Origin of the sequence: Delftia acidovorans SPH-1 (genome assembly GCF_000018665.1) — a bacterium.
GTDB classification, from domain to species: Bacteria; Pseudomonadota; Gammaproteobacteria; order Burkholderiales; family Burkholderiaceae_C; genus Comamonas; species Comamonas acidovorans.
Genome location: NC_010002.1, coordinates 1,187,373 through 1,202,071, shown reverse-complemented (window position 1 = coordinate 1,202,071; position 14,699 = coordinate 1,187,373). Strand labels below are relative to the sequence as shown.

Annotated in this window: 13 protein-coding genes; 5 read left to right on the top strand and 8 right to left on the bottom strand. The window is 68.2% G+C overall.

Annotation, left to right across the window (positions count from 1 at the left end; all coding sequences use genetic code 11):
* Positions 1-186: 186 nt before the first annotated feature.
* Complete coding sequence (locus DACI_RS05510) at positions 187-537, top strand: DUF4148 domain-containing protein (protein ID WP_012203017.1); 351 nt, start codon at positions 187-189, stop codon at positions 535-537.
* Between the two features lie 62 nt (positions 538-599).
* On the opposite strand, the gene DACI_RS05505 is transcribed toward DACI_RS05510, so the two are convergent.
* Positions 600-1,022, bottom strand: a complete 423-nt coding sequence (locus DACI_RS05505; RefSeq protein ID WP_013804415.1) for a hypothetical protein — start codon at positions 1,020-1,022, stop codon at positions 600-602.
* Positions 1,023-1,140: 118 nt separating this feature from the next.
* On the opposite strand from DACI_RS05505, the gene DACI_RS05500 reads away from it, so the two are divergent.
* Positions 1,141-2,163 (top strand): hypothetical protein, encoded by a 1,023-nt coding sequence (locus tag DACI_RS05500; protein ID WP_012203015.1) that lies wholly within the window; start codon positions 1,141-1,143, stop codon positions 2,161-2,163.
* A gap of 76 nt (positions 2,164-2,239) precedes the next feature.
* On the opposite strand, the gene DACI_RS05495 is transcribed toward DACI_RS05500, so the two are convergent.
* The 3 genes from DACI_RS05495 to purU form a co-directional block, all read right to left on the bottom strand.
* Positions 2,240-3,751 carry an FAD-linked oxidase C-terminal domain-containing protein gene (locus DACI_RS05495; RefSeq protein WP_013804417.1) on the bottom strand — a complete coding sequence of 504 codons (1,512 nt, stop codon included), beginning with the start codon at positions 3,749-3,751 and terminating at the stop codon, positions 2,240-2,242.
* Between the two features lie 142 nt (positions 3,752-3,893).
* Entirely contained in the window at positions 3,894-4,817 is a 924-nt protein-coding gene (locus tag DACI_RS05490) for a LysR substrate-binding domain-containing protein (protein WP_012203013.1), read from the bottom strand.
* Between the two features lie 19 nt (positions 4,818-4,836).
* Complete coding sequence (gene purU / locus DACI_RS05485) at positions 4,837-5,685, bottom strand: formyltetrahydrofolate deformylase (RefSeq protein ID WP_013804418.1); 849 nt, start codon at positions 5,683-5,685, stop codon at positions 4,837-4,839.
* A 73-nt stretch (positions 5,686-5,758) separates the two neighbouring features.
* On the opposite strand from purU, the gene DACI_RS05480 reads away from it, so the two are divergent.
* Positions 5,759-7,714 (top strand): putative bifunctional diguanylate cyclase/phosphodiesterase, encoded by a 1,956-nt coding sequence (locus DACI_RS05480; RefSeq protein WP_192812306.1) that lies wholly within the window; start codon positions 5,759-5,761, stop codon positions 7,712-7,714.
* A 79-nt stretch (positions 7,715-7,793) separates the two neighbouring features.
* Here the strand turns inward: DACI_RS05480 and hmpA are convergent, their stop codons facing one another.
* A complete protein-coding gene (gene hmpA / locus DACI_RS05475) occupies positions 7,794-9,020 on the bottom strand; it encodes an NO-inducible flavohemoprotein (RefSeq protein ID WP_012203010.1) in 1,227 nt (408 codons plus the stop codon).
* A 120-nt stretch (positions 9,021-9,140) separates the two neighbouring features.
* Here hmpA and norR point away from each other — a divergent pair, with 120 nt between their 5' ends.
* Together norR and DACI_RS05465 are read left to right on the top strand one after the other, a co-directional pair.
* Complete coding sequence (norR, locus tag DACI_RS05470) at positions 9,141-10,712, top strand: nitric oxide reductase transcriptional regulator NorR (protein WP_012203009.1); 1,572 nt, start codon at positions 9,141-9,143, stop codon at positions 10,710-10,712.
* A gap of 124 nt (positions 10,713-10,836) precedes the next feature.
* Positions 10,837-12,018, top strand: a complete 1,182-nt coding sequence (locus DACI_RS05465; RefSeq protein WP_012203008.1) for a Fic family protein — start codon at positions 10,837-10,839, stop codon at positions 12,016-12,018.
* Positions 12,019-12,027: 9 nt separating this feature from the next.
* Here DACI_RS05465 and DACI_RS05460 read toward each other — a convergent pair whose 3' ends face one another.
* From DACI_RS05460 to DACI_RS05450, 3 genes are all read right to left on the bottom strand, one after another.
* Positions 12,028-12,942: a DMT family transporter gene (locus tag DACI_RS05460; protein ID WP_012203007.1), complete on the bottom strand. Its 915-nt coding sequence runs from the start codon at positions 12,940-12,942 to the stop codon at positions 12,028-12,030.
* Positions 12,943-13,030: 88 nt separating this feature from the next.
* The gene (locus DACI_RS05455; protein ID WP_012203006.1) at positions 13,031-13,450 is read right to left on the bottom strand and encodes an FKBP-type peptidyl-prolyl cis-trans isomerase; all 420 of its coding nucleotides are present in this window, start codon (positions 13,448-13,450) and stop codon (positions 13,031-13,033) included.
* 33 nt (positions 13,451-13,483) lie between these two features.
* The gene (locus DACI_RS05450) at positions 13,484-14,626 is read right to left on the bottom strand and encodes a pyridoxal-phosphate-dependent aminotransferase family protein (RefSeq protein WP_012203005.1); all 1,143 of its coding nucleotides are present in this window, start codon (positions 14,624-14,626) and stop codon (positions 13,484-13,486) included.
* Positions 14,627-14,699 lie beyond the last annotated feature (73 nt).

The following is a 14,699-nucleotide window of genomic DNA, read 5'->3' as shown; positions in this document are numbered from 1 at the left end:
CACGGAATGCCCGTGGCCTTTTTTTTTGGGATGCTTTTGGCGTATGTCGGTTGTATGACAGCAATGTCACCATCCTGTGGGGCTGGTGTGGGCACGTGATTTCTACATTGGAGTCCTCTCCTCGGCGTTCCGCATCGCGGGGCGTGGGGAGAACGAATTACCAACGTGCCTGAAAGGAATCACATCATGTCGCAACGCCGCTTCACCCCCGCCACCCTCATCGCCGGCCTGGCCGCATCGGCAGCGCTGCTGCTGCCCGGCATGGCATCGGCGGCCGGATACATCCACCCGGCCAACAACGAGGCGGGCGCCGTCGTCCACCCCGAGCATTTCAAGAGCAGCAAGACACGCGCCCAGGTGATTGCCGACGCCGAGGCAGCCGTGCGCCAGGGCGGCACTTCGCGCTTCAATGCCAGCGTCTATCCGGCTCCCGCGCCGCAGACCGGCGCGGGCAAGACACGCCAGGAAGTGATCAATGAACTGATCAACGAAACGCCCGCCCAGCGCGATGCACGCCAGCGTGCCATGGGTGGCTGATGCGCAGGCGGGGCCCGTGCCCCGCAGGTGCCGGATCAATGCAAACCCGACGCGCCGCCTGGCTACGAGCCTGCGGCGCGTTCCGCTTCCTCGGCATCATGGGCGCGCGCAATGGCCAGGATCACGTCGCGCGCCAGCCGGCGCTTGGGCACGGGAAGGCGCAGGTAGATCTTGAACAGCTCGTTGTCCTCGTAGCCCAGGCCTGCGGACCAGGCGCTCTTGGGCTCGCGCACCTCGCGAACCTGCTGCGGCGAGCGCAGGAACTCCTCCAGCGGCACCTGCAGCCAGTCGGCCAGCGCAGCGAGCTTCTTGGCGTTGGGCATGGTCTTGCCGACCAGCCAAAGGCGCACGCCGTGCTGGGACATGGGCTTGCCCCAGAAACGGGAATTGAACTCGTGCTCCAGCACGGCAGGCCTGGCTTCATAGCCCTGGGCCTGCATTGAATCACGTAATTTTTGAGCAAACCGCTGCTTTGCATCCTGCATGCGCGAACGCTATGGGATTGGTCTGATTGAGATGTGAGTATTGATAAAAATCACATCTCTTTTTGATTGATAGTTAATATCAACCATCGATCTGGAAATCACATGCACGGGGGAGCAAATGCGTTGGCAACGAGTGTGGCTGCTGCCCTCGAGCCTTGTACTGGTGCTGGGCGGTTGCGGCGGTGACGACGGTGATGTCCTGGCGGTGCGGGCCGCGTCCTGGGGCGGTGCATCGGGGGTTTCGATAGGCCAGGTGCTCCAGGAGAGGAACGCATGCGCGCGCAGTGCATGGCGCAGCGTGGGCGATGGAAGCGGCGGGCGCATCGTCGAGTACACCTGCGAGAGATCAGGCACGCATGGATACCTGCAGCTGCGTCTGCGCCAGGATGCCGAGCAGCTGCAGCAAGCGGCCGATGGCGAGCAGGCGCGGTTCGAGGCCCGGCTGCGTGGCGGCTGGCGCGAATTGCTGATGCTGGAGCGCCAGCGCCAGGAGATGCTGGGCCGCCATCGGCTTGAGGCGCAGAAGGACGCGGAACGCATGCGCCTGCACCTGGAAGACCTGCGCATGCTGGAGGAAATGACAGACTGCCGCAGCTTCCGTCCGCAAGGGCTGGGCGCCGAAGCAGCTCCGCAGCGGCTGGTGCTGGCCGCCGACGCTTGCGTGCGTTCCGGGCGCCCCGCCGAGCCGGTCTACGCACGCGAACGCCAGCAGACGCTGGAGCGCATGCGTGCAGCCCTGCCGCGCTACGACGAGGCACGGCTGGGGCGCGAGGCGGCTCTGCGGGCACTGGAGCGCACGCTAGAGCAGCAGGAGGCGGCGCTGCGCAGACTGGAGGAGGACCGGCCCGAGACAGGGGAGCGCATCCGCAGATCCCTGGCCGAGCGGCTGGAGGCCATGCGCCTGCGGCTGAACCAGGTCGGCCGTGTGCGCGAACTCACGCGCTGGAGCGTGGCCGGTGCGCGCGTGGTCTACCTGGACACCGCCTTGGCGATGGAATGCGGCATGCGCACCCTGTCCCATGCCGTACCACTGGAGGCCATGATCGAAGACCTCGCGGAGGACCTGGCCGTGCCCCGGCAGGAAGCTGCGCTGGCCCGCGCACTCGACGGGCTGTGGCTGCGCTGCCTGCAGCAGCCGTGACCAGCGGGTTGCATGGTGGTCGTTGCACAGTGCTCTTTGCACGGAGCCGGTTGCACCGCGCCCGTTGCACGGCGCCTCAGAATCTCGGCAGGTCCGGGTGTGAGATCTGGCCGCCGCGCACCAGCATCTTTCCGTACTCGGCGCAGCGGTTGAGCGTGGGAATCACCTTGCCGGGGTTGAGCAGGGCCTGCGGGTCGAAGGCGGCCTTGAGCGCGAACATCTGGTCGTTCTCGGCCGTGGTGAACTGGGTGCACATGGAGTTGAGCTTTTCCACGCCCACGCCATGCTCGCCCGTGACCGTGCCGCCCATGGCCACGCTGGTCTCCAGGATGTCGGCGCCGAACAGCTCGCAGCGGTGCAGCTCGTCGGGGTCGTTGGCATCGAACAGGATCAGCGGGTGCAGGTTGCCGTCGCCCGCGTGGAAGACGTTGGCGCAGCGCAGGCCGTATTTCTTTTCCATCTCCTGGATGGCCAGCAGGATGTCGGCCAGGCGCTTGCGCGGGATGGTGGAGTCCATGCACATGTAGTCGGGGCTGATGCGCCCGCTGGCGGGAAAGGCGTTCTTGCGCCCGCTCCAGAAGCGCAGGCGCTCGGCCTCGCTCTCGCTGACGGTGATGGCCGTGGCCCCGGCGCCGCGCAGCACCTCGCTCATGTGGGCGATCTCTTCCTCGACTTCCTCGGGCGTGCCGTCGCTCTCGCACAGCAAGATGGCCTCGGCCGTGAGGTCGTAGCCGGCCTTGACGAAGTCCTCGACGGCGGCCGTCATGGGCTTGTCCATCATCTCCAGCCCGGCCGGGATGATGCCGGCCGCAATCACGGCGGCCACGGCGTCGCCGGCCTTGCGCACATCGTCGAAGCTGGCCATGATGCAGCGCGCCAGCTGGGGCTTGGGGATCAGGCGCACGGTGACTTCGGTGGTCACGGCCAGCATGCCCTCGCTGCCGACCAGGATGGCCAGCAGGTCGAAGCCCGGCGTGTCCAGCGCCGTGGAGCCGAACTCCACCGGCTCGCCCTCCACGGTGAAGCCGCGCACCTTGAGCACGTTGTGCACCGTCAGCCCGTACTTGAGGCAGTGCACGCCGCCCGAGTTCTCGGCCACGTTGCCGCCGATGGTGCAGGCGATCTGGCTGCTGGGATCGGGCGCGTAGTACAGGCCGAAGGGCGCGGCGGCCTCGCTGATGGCCAGGTTGCGCACGCCGCACTGCACCACGGCCGTGCGGCTGGCCGCATCGACCTGGAGGATCTTGTTGAACTTGGCCAGCGACAGCGTCACGCCCATGGGATGGGGCAAGGCACCGCCCGACAACCCGGTGCCCGCGCCGCGCGCGATCACGGGCACCTGGATGGCGTGGCAGGCTCGCAGCACGGCCTGGACCTGGGCCTCGGTCTCGGGCAGGCAGACCACCAGCGGGCGCTGGCGGTAGGCCGTGAGGCCGTCGCATTCATAGGGCGTGGTGTCCTCGGCATTCCACAGCAGGGCGTGGGCGGGCACATGGCGGGCCAGCGCGGCCACGACCTCGGCCTGGCGCCGTGCGCGCTCGGAGACTGTGGGCTGCTGGTGGGCCGCATCGGCGGCGGCCGACGCCATGGCGCCGGGAGCGAGGCTGGCTGGGGAGCTGGCGGAAGTCATGGAGCCTGACTTTAGGCGATGCCGCCGTCTTTGTGCAGCGGGGCTGCGCTGATGTTTATTGCAACGGTGCGTGAAATCCGCGAAATCAGTTATGGGCGCCTCAGCAGGCCATCGCCCTCTTCAACCATTCAGCAAAGGCCGCGCATTCCCAGCGGTCCATGGTGCCGGTACGCCAGCACAGGTAGTGGGCATGGGGGCTGGCCGTGTCCACGTCGAACAGGCGCACCAGGGTGCCGTTGTCCAGCCAGGGCGCACCCAGCTTGTGGCGCACCAGGGCGATGCCCATGCCGGCCGAGGCCGCGTCGCACATCAGGCCGATGTCGTTGAACTGCGAGCCCTCGTGCGGCTCGGGCCAGTCCAGGCCGGTGGCGCCGAACCAGGTGCGCCAGGGCTCCAGCGGGCTGCGCAGCAGGGGCATGCCTTCCAGGTCCTGGGGCTGCTCGAAGGGGCCGTGCTCGCGGATGAAGGCCGGCGAGGCCAGCGGCGTGACCACGTCGCGCGCCAGCTCGATGTGCTCCACATCGGCGTAGTGGCCGGGGCCGAAGCGCACCATCAGGTCGGCATCCTCGGCCACCACGTCCAGCAGCGGGATGGAGACCTGCAGGGCGATGTCGATCTCGGGATAGGTTTCCGTGAACTGGCGCAGGCGCGGGATCAGGATCACGCGCGCAAAGGTGGGCGTGACGGCGAGCTTGAGCCTGCGGCGGCCCGGTGCCGTCACCTCGCCCGGAAAGCGCTGCAGCGCGCCCAGGCCCTCGCGCACGTGGGACAGGTAGGCGCTGCCTTCGGTGGTGAGCGAAAAGTCCGAGCGGCCGAACAGCCGCGTGCCCAGGATCTGCTCGAGCTGGCGCACGCGGTGGCTGACGGCGCTGGGCGTGACGCACAGCTCCTCGGCCGTCTGCGTCACGCTGCGCAGCCGCGCCAGCGCCTCGAAAGTGAGCAGGCACTGTATGGGCGGGATGCGGCGGGCGCCGCTGCCGGGCGGGGCAAAGCCGCTGCCGGCGGCAAGGGTCACGTTCGCCATGGGCGGCCGGGAGCCGGCTTCAGCGGAAGACCACGGTCTTGTGGCCGTTGAGGATGACGCGGTGCTCGCTGTGCCACTTGACGGCGCGGGCCAGCACCTGGCTCTCGGTGTCGCGGCCGCGGGCCGTGAGGTCCTCCACGGTGTCGGTGTGGTCGGCGCGGGCCACGTCCTGCTCGATGATCGGGCCCTCGTCCAGGTCGGCCGTCACATAGTGGGCCGTGGCGCCGATCAGCTTCACGCCGCGGTCATGGGCCTGGTAGTAGGGCTTGGCGCCCTTGAAGCTGGGCAGGAAACTGTGGTGGATATTGATCGCGCGGCCCGCCAGCTTGGTGCACAGGTCGTTGGACAGCACCTGCATGTAGCGCGCCAGCACCACGAGTTCGGCGCCTTCGGCCTCGATGATCTCGAACTGCTTTGCCTCAGCCTGGGCCTTGGTGGCAGCCGTGACGGGGATGTGGTGGAAGGGGATGTTGTAGCTGGCCGCCAGCTGGTAGAACTCGCGGTGGTTGCTGATGATGGCGCGGATGTCCACCGGCAGCAGGCCGCTCTTCCAGCGAAACAGCAGGTCGTTGAGGCAGTGGCCTTCCTTGCTGACCATGAGCACGGTCTTCATGGCTTCTGCCTTGGTGTGCAGGCGCCACTTCATCTGGTACTGGCCGCCCAGGTCGGCCAGGGCCGCCCTCAGAGCCGCGGGATCGCAGCCGTTGCAGGCAAATTGCACGCGCATGAAGAACAGTCCGGTGGCCGGGTCGTTATACTGCGCGGCCTCTTCGATGTTGCCGCCTTGCTCGAGCAGAAAGCCCGAGACGGCATGTACCAGACCGAGCCGGTCGGGGCACGAAAGGGTAAGAATATAGGCTTGGGTCATAGCGGCGCAATTGTCGCAGCATGGACACGACCCTGCGCAAGTCACACGTTCTGGGAACGTTCTGAGGAACCACATGCAAGATCAGGGAGAGCAGCCCCGAATACCGCTCTGGGGCGCAATGACCCTGTACGTGTGCGCAGGTCTGCTGTGGCTCTGGGGCGTGGAATGGCTGCTGGCGCACCTGCAGATTCCGCCCGAGGCGGCGGCGCAGCGGCGCATGCTGTCCTCGGTGACCCTGGTGCTGGTCACGGCCGTGGGCGGCGGCTGGCTGCTGTGGCGCATGCGCCGTGGAGAGCGCACTGCCCATGCCGCGATGGCCGCCGGGCGGGAGGCCGACGAACGCCAGCGCCTGGCCACCGCCGTGGTGGACAACACCATGGAGGGCGTGGTCGTCACCGACGCGCGCAGCCGCATCCTCTCGGTCAACAGCGCCTTCACGCGGCTGCTGGGCTATACCGAGCAGGAGATGCTGGGCAAGACCCCGCGCATGTTCAAGTCCGGCCGCCATGACAAGGCCTTCTACGAGGCCATGTGGGACAGCATGCAGGCCACGGGCCACTGGCAGGGCGAAATCTGGAACCGCCGCAAGAACGGCGAGGTCTTCCCCGAGCGCATGTCGCTCAGCGCCGTCAAGGACGCACAGGGCAAGGTCACGCACTACGTGTGCATGTTCACCGACATCTCGGCCGAGAAGGCGCGCGAGGCCCAGCTCGAATTCCTGGCCCACCGCGACATGCTCACCGGCCTGCCCAACAGCGTGCGCTTCACAGCGCTGCTGGAAGACGCCGTGGCCGAGGCGGCCGCCGAGCAGGGCACGCTGGCCGTGATGCTGCTGAACATCGATCGCTTCAAGGACGTCAACGACAGCTACGGCCACGCCATTGGCGACCAGGTGCTGCGCCACATCGCCGCCCGTGTGCACGACTCCCTGGGACCCCAGGACCTCATAGGTCGCATGGCCGGTGACGAACTGGCCGTGCTGTGCAAGGGCATGAGCGAGCGCGGCGACGCCATCGCCCGTGCACGGCAACTGATCGCGGCGGCCGGCCAGCCCTGGAGCTCGCCCGACGGCCTGTCCGTCATGGCCGGCGTCAGCGTGGGCATCTGCATGTATCCCTCCCACGCCGGCAATGCCCAGGACCTGCTGCAGGGCGCGCACGCCGCCGTCTACGGCGCCAAGTCGCGCAGCGGCCGTGCCTGGTGCTTCTTCGAGGAAGACATGACCTCGGCCGCGCGCGAGCGCCTGGCCATGGAGGCACGGCTGCGGCAGGCCATAGACCTGGGCCACCTGCGCCTGTACTTCCAGCCCCAGATCGACCTGGCCACGGGCCGCCTGGTGGGCGCCGAGGCCCTGGTGCGCTGGCTGGACCCGGACGAGGGCCTCATCTCCCCGGCCCGCTTCATTCCCGTGGCCGAAAGCTCGGGTGTCATCGGCGCGCTGGGCCTGTGGGTGCTGCGCGAGGCCTGCGCCCAGGGCCGGCGCTGGCGCGATCAGGGCCTGCCCGAGATGACCATCGCGGTCAATGTCTCGCTGCACCAGTTCCTGCTGACCGACATCGCCGGCGCCACCGCCGACGCGCTGGCCGCCACGGGCTTCGCCCCGCACTGCCTGGAGCTGGAAATCACCGAAAGCGCCCTGGCCGAGCGCCCCGAGGAGGCCCTGGCCGTCATGCGCCGCCTGCGCGCCCAGGGCCTGCGGCTGGCCATCGACGACTTCGGCACCGGCTATTCCTCGCTGGCCCACCTCAAGCGCTTTCCGCTGGACCTGCTCAAGATCGACCAGGGCTTCATCCGCGATATTCCGCACAGCGCGGACGACATGGCCATCAGCGGGTCGGTGATCGCGCTGGGGCATGCCATGGGGCTCAAGGTTCTGGCCGAGGGCGTGGAGACGGCCGAGCAACTGGCATTCCTGCGCGGCAAGGGGTGCGACTTCTTCCAGGGCTATCTGTGCAGCAAGCCCTTGCCCGCACAGGCGTTTGGGGAGTGGGTGTCGGACAACCAGGGCATGTGGGCCGTGCAGGGCTGATCGCCCGATGCACGGCGGGCCAAGGCCCGGCCCCTGCTCCGCCACTCAGGCCAGGGGACCCGAGCGAATCGACGGCAAATCAGGCCAACGCCTCCGCCGGCCCAAAGAATTCATAGCGGACCTGCCCTTCCGGCACCCCCAGCACACGCAACGACTCCTTCACCGACCGCATGAACGGCCGGGGCCCCAGGAAATACACATCGGCATCCACTGAAGGCAGCCACTCACCCAACTGCCGGGCGGTCAGCAGCCCCTGCGCATCGGCCTCATCGCCCTCATCCACCCGGTCATAGCAGTAGTACCGGCTGAGCTGCGGATGCACTGCGGCCAGCGCATCCACACGTTCACGGAAGGCATGAACACCGCGCTCACGCGCGCAGTGGATGAAGACCACGGGACGCTTGCTGGGCAAGGCCGCATCCAGCATGGGCAGGGTCGGCGTGATGCCCACGCCCCCGCTGATCAGCACCAGCGGACGCTCGCCGGGCTGCAGCGTGAAGTGGCCTGCGGGCGGGAACAGCTGCAGCGTGTCGCCGACGCGGACCCGGTCGTGCAGGAAGTTGGAGACCTTGCCACCTGCCTCGCGCTTGACGCTGATGCGCAGGCTGCGGCCATCGGCGGGCGCGGACAGCGAGTAGTTGCGCCGCTGCTCCTGCCCGTCCACCACCAGGCGCAGGCCGATGTACTGGCCGGGCTGGTGGGCGATCACGGGGCCGCCATCGGCCGGCACCAGGTAGAACGAGGTGATCTCGGCGCTTTCCGCCACCTTGTCCTCGACCACGAAGGCGCGCTCGCCGCGCCAGCCGCCCTCGGCCGCCGCCGTGCGGTCATAGGCCTGGCGTTCGGCGCCGATCAGGATGTCGGCCAGCTGCTGGTAGGCGGCGCCCCAGGCATCGATGACCTCGTCGGTGGCGATCTCGGCGCCCAGCACTTCGCGGATGGCGCGCAGCAGGCAGGTGCCGACGATGGGGTAGTGCTCGGGCTGCACCTGCAGCGCAACGTGCTTGTTGATGATCTGCGCGGGCAGATCGCCCAGGGCTTCGAGCCGGTCGATGTGCTTGGCGTACATGAGCACGCTATAGGCCAGGGCACGCGGCTGGGCACCGCTTTGCTGGTGGGCCATGCTGAACAGGGCGCGCACCTCGGGGTACTCGCCCAGCATGGTCTGGTAGAAGTGGGTGATCAAAGCCTCGCCGCCGGTTTCAAGCAGCGGGACGGTGGATTGGACGATGGCACGTTGGCGGTCGGTCAGCACGGGAAACTCCTTGGGTACGGGGACGGGCATGCCCGGTGCGATGCCCGGCATGCCTTGACAAAGGCAAGTGCCGTGCCAGGACTGCCGCCCTTGCAGAACAAGGGTTTGGCGTTTCATGCGTCAATATGACCTTCATCAAATCGAGTCTTTTTGACAGCTATCGCAGTCTTTATGACCACATCCACCGCCCTGCATGCCCTGACCCCTCTGGTGGCCGACCTGGCCCAGGACCTGCCCGAGCGCGAGCGCTTTCGCCGCCTGCTGGCAGCCCTGCGCGCCGTGCTGCCGGCCGATGCCGCCGCCCTGCTGCGGCTGGAGGGCGAGTGGCTGCGGCCCGTGGCCATCGATGGCCTGGTGCCCGATGCGCTGGGCCGGCGCTTTCGCATTGCCGAGCACCCGCGCTTTGCCCAGCTGCTGGCGGCGGGCCAGGCCATGCGCTTTGCGCCCGACAGCCCGCTGCCCGACCCCTATGACGGCCTGGTGGCCCAGGGCCACGGGCCGCTGGAGGTGCACGACTGCATGGGCTGCGTGCTGCAGACGGGCGGCCTGCCCTGGGGCCTTCTCACGCTGGACGCGCTGGACCCGGGGCGCTTTGCCGACCCGGCCGCGCTGGCGGCGCTGCAGGCCTTCAGCAACCTGGCGGCGGCCACCGTGACCACGGCCGAGCGGCTGCGCCGGTTGGCGCGCAGTGCGCGCGCCCTGCCCGCGCCCGGCGCCGCCCCGGGGGGCGAGTCATCGCGTCCGCTGATCGGCCAGAGCCCGGCCATGCGCGCGCTGCAAAAGGACATCGCCCTGGTCGCGGCCAGCGACCTCAACGTGCTGATCACGGGCGAGACCGGCACGGGCAAGGAACTGGTGGCCCAGGCCGTGCATGCGCAGTCGGCGCGTGCAGGCCGGGCGCTGGTCAGCATCAACTGCGCGGCCCTGCCCGACAACCTGGTCGAAAGCGAGCTGTTCGGCCATGTGCGCGGCGCCTTCACGGGCGCGCTGTCCGAGCGCAGCGGCAAGTTCGAGCAGGCCGACCAGGGCACGCTGTTCCTGGACGAAGTGGGCGAGCTGTCCCTGCCCGTGCAGGCCAAGCTGCTGCGCGTGCTGCAAAGCGGCCAGCTGCAGCGCCTGGGCTCGGACCGCGAGCACCATGTGGACGTGCGCGTGATCGCCGCCACCAACCGCGACCTGGCCGCCGAGGTGGCGGCAGGCCGCATGCGCGCCGATTTCTTCCACCGCCTGAGCGTGTACCCGCTGCGCGTGCCCGCGCTGCGCGAGCGCGACAGCGACGTGCTGATGCTGGCCGGCTTCTTCCTCGAGGAAAACCGTTCGCGCCTGGGCCTGGGCGGCCTGCGCCTGCACCCCGCCGCGCAATCGGCCTTGCTCGCCCAGGACTGGCCCGGCAATGTCCGGGAGCTGGAGCACCTCATCAGCCGCGGCGTGCTGCGGGCTCTGAGCCGTGCGCCCTTTGCCGCTCCAGCCGGTGGCCGGGCTCGCATGGTCACGCTGGGCCAGGCCGATCTCCGGGATGACGCTCAGCCCCCGGCGACGGCCACCCCGTCCCTGCCCCTCCCACAGGCCGCATCGCCCGGCGCCAACCCCCAAGGCCTGCGCGAAGCCGTGGAGAGCTACGAGCGCCATCTGATCGACGCCAGCCTGCAGCGCCACCAAGGCAGCTGGGCCGCCGCCGCACGCGAGCTGCAGATGGACCGCGCCAACCTGCAGCGGCTGGCGCGGCGGCTGGGACTGGCATGAGGGATCATGCGGCCGGCCCGCCGCCTTGAGACGAAGGCTTATTTAAGTCTGCTTAACTTGGCGCTCTCGTTATTTAAGAAAAACCGCATTTGCTTAAATAAGCGTCCGAAGCCATAGTCAGCCCATGCCCGATTCCCCTACCAGCCAGCGGCTTGGCCGCTTCATCGAGACATCCGCAGCGGGCGAAAAGGTGCGCGCCTTCGTGCCGCCACCGCTTCCGCCGGAGCCGGCCATCGATGTGCTCGCGCTCCTGGAAAAGCTCAGCCTTGCCGAGCGTGCGCTGGGACGGCTCGATGGCATCACCATGCTGCTGCCCCGCCAGGAGCTGTTCCTCTACATGTACGTGCGCAAGGAGGCCGTGCTTTCTTCGCAGATCGAGGGCACGCAATCGACGCTGTCGGACCTGCTGCGCTTCGAAGCCGAGGCCCAGGCGGGCCAGCCCATCGACGACATCCGCGAAGTTTCGAACTATGTGGACGCGATGATGTACGGACTGGAGCGCCTGCGGGACCTGCCGCTGTCACTGCGCCTGATCCGCGAGATGCATGGCCGGCTGTTGCAAAGCGCACGCGGCGGCACCAAAAGCCCCGGCGAGTTCCGGCGCTCGCAGAACTGGATTGGCGGCACGCGTCCAGGCAACGCCTTGTTCGTGCCGCCGCCCGTCAACGAGCTCGGCCCCTGCCTCGACGCCTTTGAACGCTTCATGCACGAAGATGCCTCCCGCCTGCCCGCCCTCATCAAGGCGGGCCTGCTGCACGTGCAATTCGAGACACTGCATCCGTTCCTCGATGGCAATGGCCGCATCGGTCGCCTGCTGGTCACGCTGTATCTCTGCATCAACGGCGTGCTGAACAAGCCGCTGCTCTACCTCAGCCTTTTTCTCAAGACGCACCGGGCCGAGTACTACCGGCTGCTCCAGGAAGTGCGCGAGAACGGCAATTGGGAAGCCTGGCTCGACTTCTTTCTCACCGGCGTGGCACAGACCGCGAACCAGGCCTTCGAGGCCGCCACCCATATCGTCGACCTGTTCAGGCAGGACCGCGAGCGCATCGCGACCGAAGGCGAGCGCGCCAACTCCACACTGCGCATCCACGACCTGTTCCAGCTCAACCCCTTCCTGACGTCGAACCAACTGGTCCGGCAGACAGGACTGTCCTCGCCCACCGTCAACACGGCGCTCGCCGACTTGCAGCGCCTGGGCATCATCGAGGAAGTGACCGGCCGCAAGCGAGGCCGGGTCTTCAGCTATCGGCGCTATCTTTCCGTGCTCAACGAGGGCACGGATCCGCTACCCCGGCCGGCCTGATCCCTGGCCTCACCGCCTGAGCGACATCAGCCACCCATACCCGCTCACCAGCAGCACCCCGGCCAGCACCATCAGTGCCCCGGCCAGGAAGTTGGGCTCGATGGGCTCGCTGAGCAGCCAGGCACCGAAGACCACGCCGAAGATGGGCGTCATGAACGAGAACACGCCCAGGCGCGAGGCCAGGTATTGCGTGAGCAGCCAGAACCAGACCAGGAAGCTCACGAAGCAGACCAGCACGGACTGGAAGGCCAGGCCGGCCCAGGCCAGCGGCGTGGGCTCGAAGCGGGTCTGGCCCAGCAGGAAGGCGGCGGGCAGCAGCAGCGCAAAGCCGGTGGCCAGTTGGTAGAGCAGGGTCTGCGCGGCGGGCAGCGATGCCAGCCGCGTGGTGCGGATGGCCACCGTGGTGGCGCCCCAGGCCACGCCGGCGGCCAGCGCCAGCAGGTCGCCCAGCAGCATGGCGGCGCCGCCCGCCTTCGAAGGCTTGCCGCCGCCAAGGAAGGCCAGCGCTATGCCGGCAAAGGCCAGTGCGATGCCCAGCCATTGCAGCGGCGCCAGGCGCTCCGAGGGCAGCTTCCAGTGCAGGCCCAGCGCCGCGAACACGGGAGCGGAATACAGGAAGACCACCACATGGGCGGCCGAGGTGTGGTTGATGCTCTCGCCCACCAGCAGAAATTCCAGCGCAAACAGCGTGCCCACGGCTAGGCCCGGGCGCCAGCTGCCGTCGCCCCACTGCACGCGCATGCCGAGCCAGCGCATGAACAGCCACACCAGTACGGCGCCCACGCCCGAGCGCAGCGCGATCTGCAGCGTGGGCGCAATGGCATCGGCCGTGGCCTTGAGCAGGATCTGCTGCAGGCTCCAGATCAGGCACAGCATGAGCATCAGCGCGGCGGCGCGCGCGTCCAGCGGTTTGCGTGAATCCACGGCATATCCCTTTCAACGACCGTAAAAAAGCCGGCCCGCAGGCCGGCTTTGCATCAAGCGGGGGCTGGCCCGGCCAGCGGGCCGGCCATCACTTGATGCCCAGCAGTTCCACCTCGAAGTTCAGCGTGGCGTTGGGCGGGATCACGCTGCCCGCGCCACGGCTGCCGTAGGCGATGGAGGGCGGGCAGGTCAGCTTGGCCTTGCCGCCGACCTTCATCTTCTGCACGCCTTCGGTCCAGCAGGGAATCACGCCGGTCAAGGGGAACTCGATGGGCTGGCCACGTGTGATGGAGCTGTCGAAGTCCTTGCCCGTGTCGGGGAAGTAGCCGCGGTAGTGCACGCGCACCGTGTCGCTGGCCTTGGGGCTGGCGCCCGTGCCTTCCTTGAGGCTTTCATAGACCAGGCCGCTGGCCGTGGTGACGGGCTCGGCCGCATGGGCAGCCACGCCGGTCATCGCGGCGAGCATCAGGCCGCAGGAGGCGGCCAGGGTGGTGAGGGTCTTGTTCATGAGGGTTCTTTCAATGCAATGTTTGCAGCGGGTTCACGCCTTGGCGGGGACACCGATGTCGTCAAGGGCCTTGGCGATGTGGCCGACGGTGCGGTCCACGTTGTGCCATTTTTCCAGGCCGAACAGGCCGATGCGGAAGGTCTTGAAGTCCGGGCCTTCGTCGCACTGCAGGGGCACGCCCGAGGCGGTCTGCAGGCCGGCTTCCATGAACTTCTTGCCGCTCTGGATGCCGGGGTCGGTGGTGTAGCTGACGACGACGCCGGGAGCCTTCCAGCCTTCGGCCGCCACGCTGGGAAAGCCGCGCGACTCCAGCAGGGCACGCACCTTGGCGCCCAGGGCGATCTGCTCGTCGCGCACCTTGGCGAAGCCGTAGGCGCGCGTCTCCAGCATCACGTCGCGCAGGCGGACCAGGGCGTCGGTGGGCATGGTGGTGTGGTAGGCGTGCTGGCCCTTTTCGTAGCCCTCGGCGATCTGCATCCACTTCTTGAGGTCGCAGGAGAAGCTGGAGCTTTGCGTGTGCTCGATGGCTTCGCGCGCACGCTGCGAGAGCATGACCATGGCGCAGCACGGCGAGCTGCTCCAGCCCTTTTGCGGCGCGCTGATCAGCACGTCCACGCCGGTCTTTTCCATGTCCACCCACATGGCGCCCGAGGCCACGCAGTCCAGCACGAAGAGCGCGCCCACCTCGTGCGCGGCATCGGCCACGGCGCGCAGGTAGCTGTCGCTGAGGATGATGCCGCTGGCCGTCTCCACATGGGGGGCGAACACGACCTTGGGTTTTTCAGTGCGGATGGCGGCGGCCACGTCCTCGGCCGCGCAGGGCGCCCAGGGGTCCTGGCTGCCCGGTCCCTGGCGACGCGCCTTGCAGACCACGGCGCCACCGCCCAGGCCGCCTTCCTCGAAGATCTGGGTCCAGCGGTAGCTGAACCAGCCATTGCGCACGATGAGCACCTTTTCGCGGTTGGCGAACTGGCGCGCCACGGCCTCCATGCCGAAGGTGCCGCTGCCCGGCACCAGCACGGCCGTGTGGGCGTGGTAGACCTCCTGCAGCGTGGTGAGGATGTCCTGCATCACGCCCGCGAAGCGCTTGGACATGTGGTTGAGCGCGCGGTCGGTGTAGACCACCGAGAATTCGAGCAGGCCGTCGGGATCGATATCGGGCAGAAGTCCGGGCATGGGGGGTCTCCAGAGGCAGCGGGGCCTGCACTGCAGGCCCGCCATCATGTTCGTCGGAAAGGCGGCCAGCTTA